A 16000-nucleotide genomic window follows, 5' to 3' on the forward strand; every position below is an offset into this window, starting at 1 on the left:
AAATTTTAGAGGATTAATAATGATAAATAAGTTTTTTTTACAATTTAGTAAAAAGGAAGCGGCAGGCTACCTTTTTGGTGCAGTATGGAGCGTTCTTTCACTTGTAGTGGTTAACTGTGCAAGTGCATATGGTCAGTATAATCTTATGTTAGTGGGAATGTTGCTTCTGTTTGTGGGAATGGCTGCATTTTGTCTGCTTGAAATTAAGCGGAGAATAATGTTTTTTCTATTTTATCTTGCAATGTTTCTTTTTTTGATAGGAAGGATTTTGATTCCTGCGTTGCAGGGATCTGCGTGGTGGAACAATTATTCGGTCAGTGCCAATGTTTTTGCAGTACGGGCAATAAGTTATTCAATGGTGGCAATTGCGGGCGGAGCTGTATTGACAGAAATAATAGTTCGACTGTTTAATAATAAAGAAAAGGTGAGCAAAGTTCAAAAGAAGCACTTTGTGAGTCATGAGTCTTTGATTTTTGTCCTTCGTATTATTCTACTAATATGTATGATATGCTTTTTTATAAGAGAGGCAGATAAACTGCTTTTTATGCGGGGGAAAGCTTATGAAGATTATTTTTCTTTATATCATACAAGAATGCCATTTTTTGTTACATTTCCTGCAAGTTGCATGCAATTTTTTCTGTGTATGTTTCTGGCACTAAAGCCATCTAAAAAAGAATCATTTCTTTGGCTTTTTGTTTATATTCTTTCTGCTGTTCCAATGTTACTTATTGGAGTTCGTAATAACATTATTCTTAATTGCCTTTTTGCATTTGTTTATTATTTTTTACGCGATGCAATAAGGGGGCGGCAGGAAAAGCCGTGGATTGGCAGAGTAGAAAAAGGAATTGTTATTTGTGCGATCCCTGTTATGGTATTGTTCCTGGGAGCATATAATTATATCCGTGATGACAAGGCAGTAACACTTTCACCGGTTAATTTAATTGTAGATTTTGTGTATAAACAGGGGACCACTTATGACACGGTTCTACAGGGATATGTTTATCAGAATCAATTACCATGGCGGGAAAATCAGGTGTATACTTTAGGAGCTGTTACGGATTCATTTTTTTACAGCTCGTTGGGAAAAGAAATTTTTGACCTTGAAGATATAGGAGAGGGGAATGGATTGCGTCAGGTTTATAATGGACATACTTTTACACATGCGATTTCTTATGTTGTTTTAGGCAAATATTATATAGGAGGAGAAGGCAGAGGATCTTCGTATATTATTGAAAATTATCTGGATTGGGGGTATCCGGGTGTTGTCTTTTTCAGTATGCTTATAGGAGTGATTTGTTCGGTTATTCCGCAGTCGTTTGGCAAAAAGTGGTTGTGGTCGACGATCTGTCTTAATATTGCTTTAAATATCTTTTTTACACCAAGAGCGGAATCGACTGCCTTTATCACGTTTATTTTTTCGTATAGATTTTGGGTATGTATTGCGGGCTGTGTTTTTGCGGCAAAACTGTGGGAATTATATTTCAGTAAACTTAAGATATTTAGAAAATGGGTGAAGTAGAGTGGCTTTTACAAATTTAATTTTTTTCTTTGTGTTTTTTCCATGCTGTCTTGCGGGATACTATGTAATTGAAGCAGTATCCCGCAAATGGAAATTTTTAGAAAGAGCACGGGTCAGGGATATATTTCTTTTGGCTGCAAGTATTGCTTTTTATGTATGGGCAGGACTGGACAATATATTTTTTATACTCGGGTATATCCTGTTGGTGTTTGTGGCAGGCTGGCTTGTATATATGCGGGATGTTACCAGATCTCACCGGTTCTGGATTGTAATATCACTGTTTACACTTGTGGCAATACTTTTTATATACAAATATACGGGATTTGTATATGAAATTTTTACGAGGGGTGAGGCTCAGTTCAGTATTACGGCACCGTTGGGACTTTCCTTTATTACTTTTTCAGCGATATCTTATCTGGTGGATGTTTACAGAAAAGACGCTGAAGCAGGAAACATACTTGATGTAGCACTGTATCTTACATTTTTCCCAAAAGTGAGCTCTGGTCCCATACAGCTCTGGAAGGATTTCAAGCCGCAGATAGAAAGAAAGAATCCGGATCTTGAGCGTGCAGTGAACTGTGTTAACCGGATTATAATAGGCATGTCTAAAAAGCTGATTCTTGCTGATACATTCGGAAGTGTGGTCTCTGATATTTAGGGAAATGTAGTGTATGGTATTGATACATGGACCGCGTGGGGCGGTGCATTTCTTTACATGCTTCAGATATATTATGATTTTGCAGGGTATTCGGATACTGCCATTGGTCTGGCAGGACTCTTTGGATTTCAGGTAAAAGATAATTTCAATTTCCCTTATGTTTCAAAGTCGATTTCAGAGTTTTGGAGAAGGTGGCATATTTCTCTCGGTACCTGGTTCCGGGAATATATCTATATACCTCTCGGAGGAAACCGCAAAGGAATGTTGAAAACACTTTGCAATTTGTTTACGGTATTCCTTCTGACAGGCATATGGCACGGCGCAGGTTGGAATTACATATTGTGGGGTGTGCTGAATGGTGTTTGCGTTGTTGTGGAACGCTGTGTCCGTGAAAAAACGTGGTATATAAAAATACCTGGAGTCATTAAATGGGCAGTTACAATGTTTGTCGTATATATCAGCTGGGTATTCTTCCGTTTGACCAGTCTTTTGGATATTAAACAATATTTTAAGATTATGCTGGGAATGGTGAGCTTTGAATATATCGACCTGTCATTTTCATATTTTTTTGAGTTTAAAATTGTAATACTGATGATAATTGCTGTATTAGGCGCTACAGTGTTTTCTGCTAAAAAATTGAAAAAGGCTGCTGAGATGGCGAATCAACAACCTGTACTTTTTGTTATTCAGGAAGCGTTTCTGATGATTTTATGCGTGGTTAACATAATGTGTATGGTCAATGCAACTTATAGTCCGTTTTTGTATTTTCAGTACTAGAAAGAGAGATGTTGTTACTAATGAAAAAAATCAGAATAGCAGTTCTCGTTTTGTTTTTTGCCATTATTCTGATCCCTGTCGCTGCATTTAACCGGGAAGAAAATGTCGTCTCTGAAATTGACAACAGAGCTTTGATGAATAACCCGTTCGGAGAAAACTATAATACAGAGGGAGAAGACAGAGACCTTACAGACGATCTGGAAACATATGTCCAGGATCGAATTGGTTTCCGGGATGATATGATTTTGGGATACACATTGCTTAATGATAAACTTTTCCATAAAATGGTTCATCCCACATATGACTATGGAAAGGATGGATATGTTTTCTTTAAGACCGGAAGAAATACTCGTTTCGGAGAATTCCATTATGCCTTTGCCCAGTTTATTAAAAAGGTGCAGGATTACTGTGATGAGAGAGGGGTGCCATTTGTCTTTGTTTTCAACCCGGCAAAAACTACGGTTTTGTCAGATGAGCTTAGAGAAGGAATTAATTATGATGCAGAATGGGTTCAACAGTTTTTGGAATGTCTGGATGAACTTGGAGTGAATTATATCGATAATACTCCTCTGATGGAAGAAAAAACGGAAGAGGGAGAAGCGGTTTATAATAAGGTGTATAATGCGGGACACTGGAATGATCTTGGCGCATTTTACGGATGTAATGCTATTCTCGAATATTTTACGCAGTTCTTTCCGGATTTGCATATTAATTCGAAAGAAGATTTTACAATTGAAGAACATTTAAACACCTCGCTGATGGTTTCGGAATTTCCGATTTATGAGTATGAGCCTGTATTTGAACCGATTGATCAGGTAGAGAACATTGCCGATCAGTATGTGGACGAGCTTGAAATGGATAGCCAATACAGAACGTTTGCTTATTATTTAAATCCGAAAAGAATATCAGAAGGAGCTCCAAAGGTATTATCATTTCAGGGAAGTTACATGAATGGTATGGGATATAAGTTTCTGGAAAATAGTTTTGGCGAGTATATTGTTGTCCATGATTACCAGAATACTTTAAATCTGGATTACTATTTTAATATTTTCCAGCCGGATTGTGTTATATTTGAGACTGCTGAGTATACATTGACGTCCGGTTATTATAACTTGGAAAATATGGTAGAGGTTTCTTTTAATGAAGGACTTTCAGAGGAAAGTTATTCAGAGGCCCGCTCTGAGCAGATGCCTGCGAATATGATTGAATTTGTACAAGGAAACCGCCTGACAGAAATCCATGTTTCGGGACTCCCTGAAAACACCAGGTATGCGTATGTTTCAAATGGTTCGCAAATTTTTGATCTCATCAGAGATGAATCGTCATATACGGCTACTGTGGAGAAGGCAAATGTAGACGAGAATGAAATACAGATTATTGTTATTCTGGACACAGGAGAAAGGATTTGCTATACTGAGTAGAATCTTTTAAGAGAATTGGGAAAACAGCTTCATGCAAAGGGGTTACTATGGAAAAACATGCGTATTTAATAATTGCCCACCATCAGTTAGAACTCTTAAAAAAACTTCTGGCACTTTTGGACGACAGAAGAAATGACATATATATCCATTTGGGAAAAAATATGTGGGACGATAAAGATATACTGCAGGATACGGTAAAAGAGTCTGCGTTGTATTTTGTGTCTCCAATGCAAGTGAATTGGGGCGGATACAGTCAGATAGAATGTGAATTACGACTTTTTTCGGAGGCTTCAAAAAGGAAATATAGTTATTATCATCTTTTGAGTGGAGTGGATCTGCCCTTGAAGACACAGGACGAGATACATGATTTCTTTCAAAAGCATAACGGAAAAGAATTTATATATTTCTGTCCCCAGTCGTTCTGTAGAAAATCGCTGTTTAAGTGCGCACAATACCACTTCCTTCAGGAAAAGATTGGAAGAAGACAAAAGGGCATTCTGTATCTGATTGAAAAAGTGTTACTGACAGTACAGAAGAAATTAAGAATATCCAGGTTAAAGGAAAATATTGAATATGCGATGGGAGCAAATTGGGTCAGTATAACACATGAGCTGGTGTGCTATATTCTAGATAAGCAAAAAGATATCTATGAAATGTTTCATGCGACGCTTTGCTGTGATGAATTTTTTATTCAGACATTGGTGTGGAATTCGCCATACTTTAAGGCCCGGGTGTTTTCTTTGGAGGATGACTATTTTGCATGTCTGAGGTTAATAGACTGGTCACGGGGGAAGCCGTATATTTGGAGAAAGAGTGATTACGAACAATTGATTCGAGCTCCGCATCTGTTTGCAAGAAAATTTGATGAGGAGACCGATTCGGAGATAATTGATTGTATATACGATTTTGTCGGAAAAGACAAAATAAAAGGTGATGGTATATGAGGAGCAAATTAGCTTTTAGCAATATGGCAGCAAGCTTGCTGCTTCAGATAACAGTATTTATTTCAGGCATTATTCTGCCGAGATTTATCCTTGAAGCGTATGGTTCTACAGTAAATGGAATGATTACTTCGATTAACCAGTTTTTAACGTATCTCGGACTGGCAGAAGCAGGTGTGGGAACTGCAACAGTGGTTGCGCTTTATACCCCATTGGCTATGAAAAGAACCGGCGAGGTGAACTCAATTTTGTCAGCATGCCGGCGGTTTTATAATCGATCGGGTATGATATTTCTTGTTTTAGTACTCGCCCTGGTATATGTTTATCCGTTTTTTATCTCGAATCAGTTGGACACCAGCCTGGTTCGCTGGATGGTAATTGTTCTGGCAGGAAGTACTTTGGTGGATTATTTCTTTCTGGGGAAATACAGAGTACTGTTGAATGCTAATCAGGAAGGGTATGTTGTCGCTTTGGTTCAGGCCGCAGGAACGATAGTCAATATGGCGGTTTCCATTCTGCTGATTTATGTTGGAGCAAGCGTATTGATCGTAAAGTCTGTTGCAACAGGTGTATATATGTTGCGGCTGCTTCTCATAAAAAGTTACGTAAAAAAGAAGTATCCTGATCTGGATTTGCATGCTGAACCGAATAATGGGGCATTAAAGCAGAGAAACGCAGCTCTTTTACATCAGGTTGTCGGGATTATTACAAATAATACCGACACAACAATTTTGACGATTTGCCTGGGAGCACGATCTTTGCTGGAGGTCAGCGTATACGGGACATATATGCTGGTAGTAAATGCGGTAAACCAGCTTCTTACTGCATTTTCAAACGGATTAACAGCCGGATTTGGGGAAGTAATAGCGAGAAAGGAAGATGATGTATTATTAAAGAGCTATTCTTCCTATGAGTATATGTATATGGTTATTCTTTTCATAGCGGTAGCCTGTATGTCTGTACTGATTCTTCCGTTTATTATGGTGTATACGATTAATCTGGAAGATGTGAATTATGTTCGCCCGATACTGGCAGTATTGTTTACGCTGGTTGTATTGATGCAGAATATCAGAATCCCAAGTCTGACAATTATTTGTGCCGCAGGACATTATAAAGAAACACGTTACCAGGCAATTCTGGAAGCTGTGATCAATTTGGTTGTTTCCCTTTCGCTGGTGTGGAAATTCGGAATATCAGGCGTACTTTTTGGAACGGTGTGTTCTTATGGTTATCGCTCGTGTGAAATGTTTTTATATAATAACAGGCATTTGTTAAAAGGTACTATCAAGACTTCCTTTATCCGTATCCTCCGCAATCTTATTGCCGTGGCTGTGCTGATTGCTGCCGGGCTGTGGATCATACCCCAGACGATGGATTCCTTTGTCACATGGTTTATCTATGCAATGGGAATGGGAATTGTAAGCTGTGCAGTGATTGTGGCGGTTAATTATGTTGCCGAGCCGGAAGAATTTAGAAGCCTCTGGGAGAGAGTGAAGGGAATTCTGGGAAGATAATGACAATATTCTGGACATTTCTACACAAAACGTGTATGATAATAAACGAGTGGCGCGCTGGTATTTTATTCCGCGCCGGAAAACGAAAAGAAATCACAAAAGAAGGGGTAGTTACATGAAAGCATTAAGAAAATTGTCTGCCGTTCTGCTGGCTGTTTTTCTGGCGGTTCCGATGTTCGGTATGATCGCCAGCGCGGCGGACGGGCGTCTGCTGTTTACAGATCCGCAGACGCAGGTCGGAGAAAATTTTGAAGTTGAACTGGTGATCCGAAGCGGTGAAGGAGATGTCGGTGATGCGGAAGTCACGATGAGCTATGACACATCCTACCTGGAGTTTGTCAGCGGTGACGGGTTTACTGCGGATGGTTCCGGCAGCCTGACTTTTTCCGGAAATGCGGATGATCAGGGAAGGGTTGGCACCGCGTCGGGATTTCGTGAAATCCATGCAACAATGCAGATGAGAGCTCTCCAGGCAGGCAGTACAAAGATTTCTGTGGAAGACAGCTCGGCGTCAATGGCTTCCGGAGACACGATCAACATGGAAGTCGGTTCCTCAGCTGTGACCATCAGTGCTGCAGCAGACGGAAGTACAACGGCGGAGCCTTCGCAGACGACACAGACCTCCGGCTCTGTGACGGACATTGTTGTTTCGGTAAACGGTACGGATTACAATTTCTCAGAAGCCTTTACAAGCGCGGATATCCCCAGCGGTTATGCGGAGACGACTGTGAATTTCAATGGCGCAGACCACAGATTTGTGGCGAATGACGCGGGAATTTATCTGGGATATCTGGTTGATGCGGAGGGAGCAGGGCGCTTCTTCCTGTACAATACAGATAACAGTACATTTGAGCCGTATGTGGAGATCAGCATTTCCGGTACGACTTCCATCATTCCGCTCAATGAGCCGGATCAGGTGACGCTTCCGGAATCGTATCAGGAAGTGGGACTTACCGTTCTGGACCAGGAGTATCCGGCATGGTCAGACCCGTCGGAAGACAGATACTGTCTGATCTATGCGCAGAACACAAATTCCGGCGAGAAGCAGCTGTACCGCTATGATATGCAGGATGGAACATACCAGAGCTTTGCTGTGGCAGCGGAAAAGGATAATACTTCTGAAAGCAGCCTTCCGGGACAGCTCGGAGCGTTTGTCACCGGGCACATCCTCGTAGTCCTGACAGCGGCAGCTTTAGTGATCCTGATCCTTCTGATTCTCATGATCGTTTTCGCGGTGAAACTCGTGCATCGCAACCAGGAACTGGATGACCTCTATGATGAGTATGATATTCCTTACGATGATGAGGAAGAGGAGGAGGAAGAAGAGCCTGCTCCGCAGAAGAAGGAGAAACGCGGATTCTTCGGGCGTCGTGCGAAGAAGGAAGAGGAAGAAGAAAACGAGTACGACGAAGAAGAGTACGAAGATGATGACTACGATGAAGACGACGAGTATGATGAAGATGACGGCTATGAAGACGAAGAAGATGACGAAGACGACGTTGAGGATGACCGTCATGGAAAGACGAAAAATGTCAGAAAGTCGAAGAAGTCATCGGATGAAGAGGATGACTACGAGATAGATTTCATCGATCTGTAGAAATATGTGGCAAATAACAGTTTGCCGCCGTGAAAATTCTGATTAAGACAACATGCGAACCGCAGCGGGGGAAACCTGGCTGCGGTTTTCAATATTTGTTAATCGATTGAACACACATTTATCACAATGGGAAGGTATTATATAACCATAAAATAAACGAGAAAGCAGGTAATCTTTATGGAGAATCAATATAATTATTATAATCCGGAAGGATCAAACGGAAATTATCAATACGGAGGACCTCAGATGAACCAGAGCTATGAGCCTCCCAAAAAGGAGAAAAAGCCTCATAAAAAAATGCCGAAGGCTGTAGCTGTTACAGGACTGGCGCTGCTCTTCGGCGTAGTTTCCAGTGCGACTTTCCTTACTTCCAATATTATAGGAAGCAGAATCCTTGGCCTGGAAACTTCATCCGGCTCTTCCGAACCGGCTAAAACAGTGAGCAATGGCACAGCCCTTTCCACATCGACCAGTGTTGTTACCTCCGATGTATCTGACATTGTCGAAAAAGTGATGCCGTCTATCGTTTCGATTACGAATATGAGTGTGGAAGAGGTACAGAGCTTTTTCGGCGGTGTGACGCAGCAGAAGAGCGAGAGTGCCGGAACCGGAATTATTATCGGGCAGAATGACACAGAACTCCTGATTGTGACAAACAACCATGTGGTTGAGGGAAGTGATACACTGACTGTTACATTTGATGACGGCAACAGTCTGGAGGCGAATATCAAGGGTACGGATTCCGAATATGATGTGGCGGTGATTGCAGTGCCTCTGGATTCGATTTCAGATGATACAATGGATGCGATTACCATTGCTACATTAGGCGATTCTTCGGCACTGAAAGTCGGTGAACCGGCGATCGCTATCGGAAACGCACTGGGATACGGACAGTCTGTCACAACGGGTGTGATCAGCGCCCTGAACCGTTCCGTTTCGGAAAAGGACGGACTGACAGGCGAGACTGTTGAGAGCGATGCAAAACTGATCCAGACCGATGCTGCAATTAATCCCGGAAACAGCGGCGGGGCACTTGTGAATGCAAGCGGAGAAGTCATTGGTATCAATTCATCCAAACTTGTGGGCGAGACAGTGGAAGGAGTCGGCTATGCGATCCCGATCAGCGATGTATCTGATCTGATCCAGAATCTGATGAATCAGGAGACAAAGACAAGAGTGCCCGAAGCACAGCAGGGAGCGCTTGGCATTACAGGCGTCAATACGGATGATGTAATCTCCCAGCAGCTTGATGTCCCGCAGGGTGTCTATGTATATGAGGTTACGCCGGGCGGCGGGGCAGCGGCTGCAGGTATGACCAGAGGCTGCATTATCACCGCGATTAACGGCAGCAGAGTGGATTCCATGGATGCTCTGCAGGAACAGCTTGAGTATTATGCAGTGGGAGATACCGTTACTTTGACGATTCAGATCCCGCAGACGAATGGAGAATATAAGGAAACCACCCTTGATGTGACGCTGGGGGTAAAACAGGCGGATTGACGAAATAAGAAAGCCCGGAGCAGGAATGTCCTGTTCCGGGTTTTGTTATCAGTCGGGCGTACCGGATCCGGAGAAACCGTGCAGGATTCGCAGAATCCGGATTATCTGTGCGGAATTCAGCCGTTCTGGCAGCCGCAGGGGTTGTCGAATTCCGGGTTGAGTGCATAGAAGTTCCTGCTGTCCAGTTTATCCTGTACGATCCGGAGGCTTTCCCCGAATCTCTGGTAGTGGACGATTTCCCTTTCACGGAGGAAGCGGATCGGCTCGCAGACTTCCGGGTCTTTTACAAGACGCAGGATGTTATCGTAGGTGGTGCGGGCTTTCTGTTCTGCAGCCATGTCTTCATGGAGATCTGTGATGGGATCGCCCTTGGACTGGAAGACGGTGGCTGTCCACGGCATTCCGCTTGCAGCCTGGGGCCAGAGGGCGAGCGTGTGGTCCACGTAGTAGGGAGCGAAGCCGGAGCGCTCGATCTCCTCCGGGGTCAGGTCTTTGGTGAGCTGGTAGACGATAGCGCAGATCATCTCCATGTGGGCGAGTTCTTCCGTGCCGATATCCGTCAGTGTTCCGGTCACTTCTTTGTAGGGCATTGTGTACCGCTGCGACAGATACCGCATGGACGCCGCCAGTTCTCCGTCCGGACCGCCGAACTGGGAGATGATGATCTGGGCGATTTTCGGGTTGGTCTGGCTTATCTTTATGGGGTACTGGAGTCTTTTTTCATAATTCCACATAAATCAGCAGCCTCCTTCCTGCCAGGGCCATGGCTCGTTAATCCAGTTCCAGCGCTCCGTACATGACTCGGAGGCTGTGTCAATGGTGAGAGGACCGTAAGCGCGGGCGTACTCATTTAACGCCTCGTTCCGTTTCCGGCTGTACTCGTGAAAGTAGACGAGAGCCTCCTGGTCGCAGGGATGGGTGTCGAGATAGAGTTTTACCTCATCAACGGCGAAGCTGACCTGGTTGATATGGTTCAAAAGTTCCTTGCGATTCATCTGTCCGGTCATCGGCAGCGCCCTCCTTTCCAGAGAAACGGTTTGTCGAGATCCTGAAAAATAGTTCCGCTGTGGAAAGCTTTGTCTGTATTATAGATGTTCTGCCATTTCTGCCATGGTACATATGCCATGGCGGGAGGCATCTGGGAGAGCGGATCTCTTCCGGTACATGGGCAGCCGTCCATTCTCCGCGGGGCGGGTACAGAAGTCTGCGGCGGCATGGACGGCATCGGAGAAGGGCGTCTCCCACAGCGCATATTATTCTGACAATTTGCCATTTTTTTGCGTGCTCCTTTCCTTAAATTGATACATAATTATAGTATGGAAAAAATTTAAAAATGTTCTGCTTTACATTTGGACAAAAATTATATATAATATATGAGTCGGCGGGGTGTGGCTCAGTTTGGTTAGAGCGCACGGCTGGGGGCCGTGAGGTCGCAGGTTCGAATCCTGTCACCCCGATTTTTGTCAGACAGAGCAGCCGGATACATATTTTGTGTCCGGCAGCAGTACATAACAGAGACTGTGATGGGACAGCAGGCGCAGAGACATGGATGAGGATAAGGGATCAGACCGGGTACGTTTTCCCGGAGACTGGTTCCTTCTGTTTTATAGGGAAATATTACAACTGCTGTACAGAAAGGGGATATCTGTCCCCGATGATCTGACAGGATTAAGCAAAAAAGGTGGTCGCATATGAGAAGCAGAACAGTGCAGCCGATTAAGCAGAAGAAGCCGGACAGAAGGAGAGGGCGGGAAAATGGGAGAGGAAACGGGAGAAGGCGTCCCGGTGATGAGACTCAGCCCATGCGCCCGGTGGAGGCTGAAGAGAGGCGTTACGGGAGACCGGGGCCGTCCGGGATCCGCTCCGGTTATGAACGGTACCAGAGGACAATCGACCGGCGGCAGCGTGTGGTCCGTACCCCGGCGCCCGAACGGGCAAGGAGACCGGGAAAGGTCCGCAGGTCAGCATTCGCTGAGCTGATTATCCGGCTGAGGAGGAAGAACGCGGAGAAGGCACAGTATTTTGACTATGACATGCTCTTCATCATTATATTTCTGATGTGCTTTGGCCTGGTCATGCTCTACAGTACCAGTTCCTACACGGCGCAGACAGAGCTGGGGGACGGCATGTATTATTTTTCCAAACAGGCGCTGATCGGTCTTCTGGGCTTTGCAGCGATGTTTATCGTATCCAGGATCGATTATCATCTGTACGGGGCATTTGCAGTCGAGATATACATTTTTTCCCTGATTATGATGGCTCTTGTGCAGACGCCTCTTGGGATTACCCTGAACGGTGCCCGCAGGTGGATCCGCCTTCCGGGCAACATGACTCTGCAGCCTGCGGAGATCACGAAGATTGCAGTGATTCTTTTTATCGCCTATGAGCTCTGCCGCCTGGGGAAAAAGGCATATACCTGGGAGGGAATGGTGCGGGTGTTCGGCCTTGGAGCGATTGCATCTGCCGGAGTTCTCTTTCTGACAGACAACCTGAGTACGGCGATTATCGTCATGGCGATCACCTGTATCCTGATTTTCATGATCCATCCGAAGACGAAACCGTTTATCCTGTTCCTTGTGATTGCGGCAGCAGTGGCGGCAGTCGGGATTATGATTCTGGCGAACATCGCCGCGGACAGCGACAATTTCCGCCTCCAGAGGATCATTTCCTGGCTGAATCCGGAGGCAACGGCGGATGACGGAAGCTATCAGGTTATGCAGGGGCTTTACGCCATCGGTGCGGGCGGGCTCTTTGGCAAAGGCCTGGGAAACAGCACCCAGAAGATGGTGATTCCCGAAGCCCAGAACGATATGATCCTTGTAGTGATCTGTGAGGAGCTGGGGATTTTCGGTGTGATTGTGATTCTCATCCTCTTCGGGCTTCTTCTCTACCGGCTGATGTTTATTGCGAGGAATGCGCCGGATCTGTACGGTTCGCTGATCGCATCCGGAATCTTTGCCCATATAGCGCTGCAGGTTGTTCTGAATATTGCGGTTGTCACGGGGATGCTTCCCACCACCGGAATCACACTCCCCTTTATCAGTTACGGGGGCACGGCAGTGGTGTTCCTCATGACGGAGATGGGGATAGCTCTTGGAATTTCAAGAAAAATCCGTCTGGAAGATTAAAAAAAGGTTTCCATTCATGGAAAAGTATGTTATATTTTAATGTAGTATTCAAAACTATGTTTGATAGAATAATAAAATATACGATAAAACATGGAGGGAACATCATGAGTTATAAAATAATTGTTGACAGCTGCGGAGAGCTTACGCCGGAGATGAAGGAGAGCGGAGTGTTTCAGACTGCATCGCTGAGCATGCAGGTGGGCGGCGTAACAATTGTGGATGATGAGGCTTTTGATCAGGCGGATTTCCTGAAGCGGGTTGCCGCCTGCCCGGAATGTCCGAAGTCATCATGCCCTTCCCCGGAAGAATATATGAAGCTGTATGACTGCGGGGCTGAGCGCGTCTACGCGGTGACGCTGTCATCGGAGCTGAGCGGCTCCTACAACAGCGCGCAGCTTGGGCGCAAGCTCTATGAGGAGGAGAAAGGTTCTGCGAAAATCTACGTGTTCAACTCCCGCTCCGCTTCCGTGGGTGAGACTCTGATCGCCCTGAAGATCCGGGAGTGTGAGGAGAACGGGATGAGCTTCGAGGAGACGGTTGCTGCGGTGGAGTCATATATTGCCGGCCAGAATACTTATTTCGTCCTGGAGAATCTTGACACGCTGCGCAAGAACGGCAGACTCACGGGAATCAAGTCTTTTGTGGCAAGCGCCCTGAATATCAAACCGGTTATGGGATCGACCCCGCAGGGGACGATCTGCCAGCTCGGGCAGGCAAGAGGGATTAAGAGGGCACTCGCAAAGATGGTGGATTACATTGCAGGAGATGCGGAGAATCCGGAGGGAAAGGTGCTGGCGATCTCTCACTGTAACTGCCTGGAACGCGCCAGGGAAGTGGAGAGGATGCTGCTCGAAAAGCTCAATGTGAAAGCAAGTTTCATCGTGGACACAGCGGGAATCAGCTCCATGTATGCCAATGACGGCGGAGTGATCGTTGTGCTGTGAGATTGTTCCGGGATTTTGGGATGAAGCTTGCCAACGGCCGTGTATTGTGTTAAACTGGCGGTAGTGCAGTGAAAGGAGCTGGAAAGATAAGATGAGTCAGGAAAAGGTTGACCGTTATAAAAAGGAAAAGGCGAACAGAAAGCAGATCATGAGGAAACAGCGGATCATGAGCGTTGTGCGCAAATGTGTGCTTGCCGTTGTGGCGGTGGCTCTGGTGGGGTGGCTTGCCTTTTCAGCCTATGATATCCATGAGTCCAATCGGGAGAGAGTGGTTGCAGAGGTCAATTACGATGCAATTACCGACTACTTGAACAGTTTATCGGAAAATGCGGAATAAAAAATAAATATTGTTTCTGCCACAAGATGTGGGGTACGGGATTTTTCCCGTACCCCACATTTTTTGCTTTTCAGGGAAATTTTCTGCTTTGAGTGCGGGTGAGGAAGCTTTTTCCATCCTGAAAAAAAGAAAAAAAGGGGTTGAAAAAGGGGGGAGTGTGGTTTACAATGGAGTCAAGTGGTGAGAAGTGGTGAGTAGTGGTGTAAAGTGGGGAGAGATGTGGAGGCTCACTTTAAGAGAAAGGGTTCCAGATGTTACTAGGAGAGTTTAACCATAGCATTGATGAAAAGGGAAGACTCATCATCCCGGCAAAGCTAAGGGATGATCTGGGTGACAGTTTCGTTATCTGTAACGGACTGGAAGGATGCCTCTTTGTCTACTCCATGGAAGAATGGAAGAAATTCGTCGCCGAACTCGAGACTTTACCACGGATGAACAAGGATGCCAGAATTTTCAAAAGGTATTTCTTTGGAAGCGCTTCCGAGGGCAGCTTTGACAAGCAGGGGAGAGTTCTTGTACCGCCGTCTCTTCGGAAGGCAGCACACCTGGAGAAAGATGTGGTCCTGGTGGGAGTCCAGGATCGTGTGGAGATCTGGGACAAGGCACTCTGGGAAGAGAGAAGCCAGGTCAGCGAAGAAGATCTGGATGCGATCGCAGAGCGCATGGAAGCCATCGGAATACGGATTTAGGATTTTGGATTAAGAGGAGGAAGTTATGGCATTCTCACATACATCCGTTCTGCTGCACGAGACAGTGGACGGGCTTAATGTCAGGCCGGACGGCATATACGTGGACGCCACTCTTGGCGGGGGCGGTCATGCCTATGAGGTATGCACAAGGCTTGGCGAAAAGGGGAGATTAATCGGTATAGACCAGGACGCCGATGCGATAGAAGCGGCAGGAAAGCGCCTGGAAGGCTTCGGGGAGAAGGTCACGATAATCCGGAGCAATTATCGTGATATGAAGCCAAGGCTCCGCGAAATCGGGATTGACAGGGTTGACGGGATCACTCTTGACCTGGGAGTTTCCTCCTATCAGCTTGACACTGCAGAACGCGGTTTTTCGTACCGCGTGGATGCACCGCTTGATATGAGGATGGACAGGCGTCAGAAGATGACCGCCAGAGATATTGTCAATACCTACAGTGAGGCGGAACTTTTCCGCGTGATCCGTGACTATGGGGAAGATCGCTTTGCGAAGAACATTGCAAAGCATATTGTCGCGGAGAGGCAGAGAAGTCCGATTGAGACGACAGGACAGCTTAATGAGATTATCCGGCATGCCATTCCCATGAAGATCCAGAAGACGTCGGGACATCCGTCGAAGAGGACGTTCCAGGCGATACGGATCGAACTGAATCATGAGCTTGACGTGCTCAGGGACTCACTGGATGAGATGATCGACATGCTCACTCCGGGAGGGCGGATCTGCATTATCACATTTCATTCGCTGGAAGACCGGATTGTGAAAAGTGCATTCCGCAAAAATGAAAATCCGTGTACCTGTCCGAGTTACTTTCCCGTATGTACCTGTGGAAAGGAATCCAGGGGGAAAGTAATCACAAGGAAACCGATCCTTCCGTCGGAGGAGGAGATGGAATCCAACAGCCGTTCAAAAAGTGCCAAGCTGCGCATTTTTGAACACATTTAAGCAGCAGGGAGTAT

At 45.5% G+C, this 16000-nt stretch carries 16 protein-coding genes and 1 tRNA gene; 14 read left to right on the plus strand and 3 right to left on the minus strand.

All coding sequences use genetic code 11. The annotated features are described in order from the left end of the window. The first annotated feature begins 19 nt into the window (after positions 1-19). The 8 genes from B5F07_RS00690 (at position 20) to B5F07_RS00720 (ending at position 9927) form a co-directional block, all read left to right on the plus strand. Positions 20-1519 (plus strand): O-antigen polysaccharide polymerase Wzy family protein, encoded by a 1500-nt coding sequence (locus B5F07_RS00690; RefSeq protein ID WP_087159353.1) that lies wholly within the window; start codon positions 20-22, stop codon positions 1517-1519. A gap of 1 nt (position 1520) precedes the next feature. After that, entirely contained in the window at positions 1521-2177 is a 657-nt protein-coding gene (locus B5F07_RS22940) for a hypothetical protein (RefSeq protein ID WP_242972381.1), read from the plus strand. Between the two features lie 9 nt (positions 2178-2186). After that, positions 2187-2954, plus strand: a complete 768-nt coding sequence (locus B5F07_RS22945; protein ID WP_242972382.1) for an MBOAT family O-acyltransferase — start codon at positions 2187-2189, stop codon at positions 2952-2954. A gap of 20 nt (positions 2955-2974) precedes the next feature. Then, a complete protein-coding gene (locus B5F07_RS00700; protein ID WP_087159354.1) occupies positions 2975-4375 on the plus strand; it encodes an alginate O-acetyltransferase AlgX-related protein in 1401 nt (466 codons plus the stop codon). Between the two features lie 47 nt (positions 4376-4422). After that, positions 4423-5319 (plus strand): beta-1,6-N-acetylglucosaminyltransferase, encoded by an 897-nt coding sequence (locus B5F07_RS00705; protein ID WP_087159355.1) that lies wholly within the window; start codon positions 4423-4425, stop codon positions 5317-5319. Then, positions 5316-6830, plus strand: coding sequence for a polysaccharide biosynthesis C-terminal domain-containing protein (locus B5F07_RS00710; RefSeq protein ID WP_087159356.1), 1515 nt, complete (start codon positions 5316-5318; stop codon positions 6828-6830). Before B5F07_RS00705 ends, B5F07_RS00710 begins: the two co-directional genes overlap by 4 nt. A 115-nt stretch (positions 6831-6945) precedes the next feature. After that, complete coding sequence (locus B5F07_RS00715; RefSeq protein WP_087159357.1) at positions 6946-8427, plus strand: cohesin domain-containing protein; 1482 nt, start codon at positions 6946-6948, stop codon at positions 8425-8427. Positions 8428-8604: 177 nt separating this feature from the next. Next, the gene (locus tag B5F07_RS00720) at positions 8605-9927 is read left to right on the plus strand and encodes a S1C family serine protease (RefSeq protein WP_087159358.1); all 1323 of its coding nucleotides are present in this window, start codon (positions 8605-8607) and stop codon (positions 9925-9927) included. 116 nt (positions 9928-10043) lie between these two features. Here the strand turns inward: B5F07_RS00720 and B5F07_RS00725 are convergent, their stop codons facing one another. Genes B5F07_RS00725 through B5F07_RS00735 form a run of 3 tightly spaced genes read right to left on the minus strand, consistent with a single transcriptional unit; the run spans position 10044 to position 11200 of the window. Then, the gene (locus tag B5F07_RS00725) at positions 10044-10661 is read right to left on the minus strand and encodes a manganese catalase family protein (RefSeq protein ID WP_087159359.1); all 618 of its coding nucleotides are present in this window, start codon (positions 10659-10661) and stop codon (positions 10044-10046) included. Between the two features lie 3 nt (positions 10662-10664). Then, positions 10665-10934 carry a spore coat protein CotJB gene (locus B5F07_RS00730; RefSeq protein WP_087159360.1) on the minus strand — a complete coding sequence of 90 codons (270 nt, stop codon included), beginning with the start codon at positions 10932-10934 and terminating at the stop codon, positions 10665-10667. After that, positions 10931-11200 (minus strand): spore coat associated protein CotJA, encoded by a 270-nt coding sequence (locus tag B5F07_RS00735; protein ID WP_087159361.1) that lies wholly within the window; start codon positions 11198-11200, stop codon positions 10931-10933. Before B5F07_RS00735 ends, B5F07_RS00730 begins: the two co-directional genes overlap by 4 nt. 109 nt (positions 11201-11309) lie before the next feature. On the opposite strand from B5F07_RS00735, the gene B5F07_RS00740 reads away from it, so the two are divergent. The 6 genes from B5F07_RS00740 to rsmH all read left to right on the plus strand — a co-directional run bounded on the left by B5F07_RS00740 (position 11310) and on the right by rsmH (position 15986). Further along, positions 11310-11384, plus strand: a tRNA-Pro gene (locus B5F07_RS00740). Between the two features lie 234 nt (positions 11385-11618). Beyond that, the gene (locus tag B5F07_RS00745) at positions 11619-13055 is read left to right on the plus strand and encodes an FtsW/RodA/SpoVE family cell cycle protein (protein WP_087159362.1); all 1437 of its coding nucleotides are present in this window, start codon (positions 11619-11621) and stop codon (positions 13053-13055) included. Between the two features lie 104 nt (positions 13056-13159). Then, positions 13160-13999 (plus strand): DegV family protein, encoded by an 840-nt coding sequence (locus B5F07_RS00750; protein WP_087159363.1) that lies wholly within the window; start codon positions 13160-13162, stop codon positions 13997-13999. A gap of 91 nt (positions 14000-14090) precedes the next feature. Next, positions 14091-14336, plus strand: a complete 246-nt coding sequence (locus B5F07_RS00755) for a hypothetical protein (protein WP_087159364.1) — start codon at positions 14091-14093, stop codon at positions 14334-14336. A gap of 251 nt (positions 14337-14587) precedes the next feature. Further along, complete coding sequence (mraZ, locus tag B5F07_RS00760) at positions 14588-15025, plus strand: division/cell wall cluster transcriptional repressor MraZ (protein WP_087159365.1); 438 nt, start codon at positions 14588-14590, stop codon at positions 15023-15025. Between the two features lie 25 nt (positions 15026-15050). Beyond that, complete coding sequence (gene rsmH, locus B5F07_RS00765; RefSeq protein ID WP_087159366.1) at positions 15051-15986, plus strand: 16S rRNA (cytosine(1402)-N(4))-methyltransferase RsmH; 936 nt, start codon at positions 15051-15053, stop codon at positions 15984-15986. Positions 15987-16000 lie beyond the last annotated feature (14 nt).

Source organism: Lachnoclostridium sp. An169 (assembly GCF_002160525.1).
Taxonomy (GTDB): domain Bacteria; phylum Bacillota; class Clostridia; order Lachnospirales; family Lachnospiraceae; genus Mediterraneibacter; species Mediterraneibacter cottocaccae.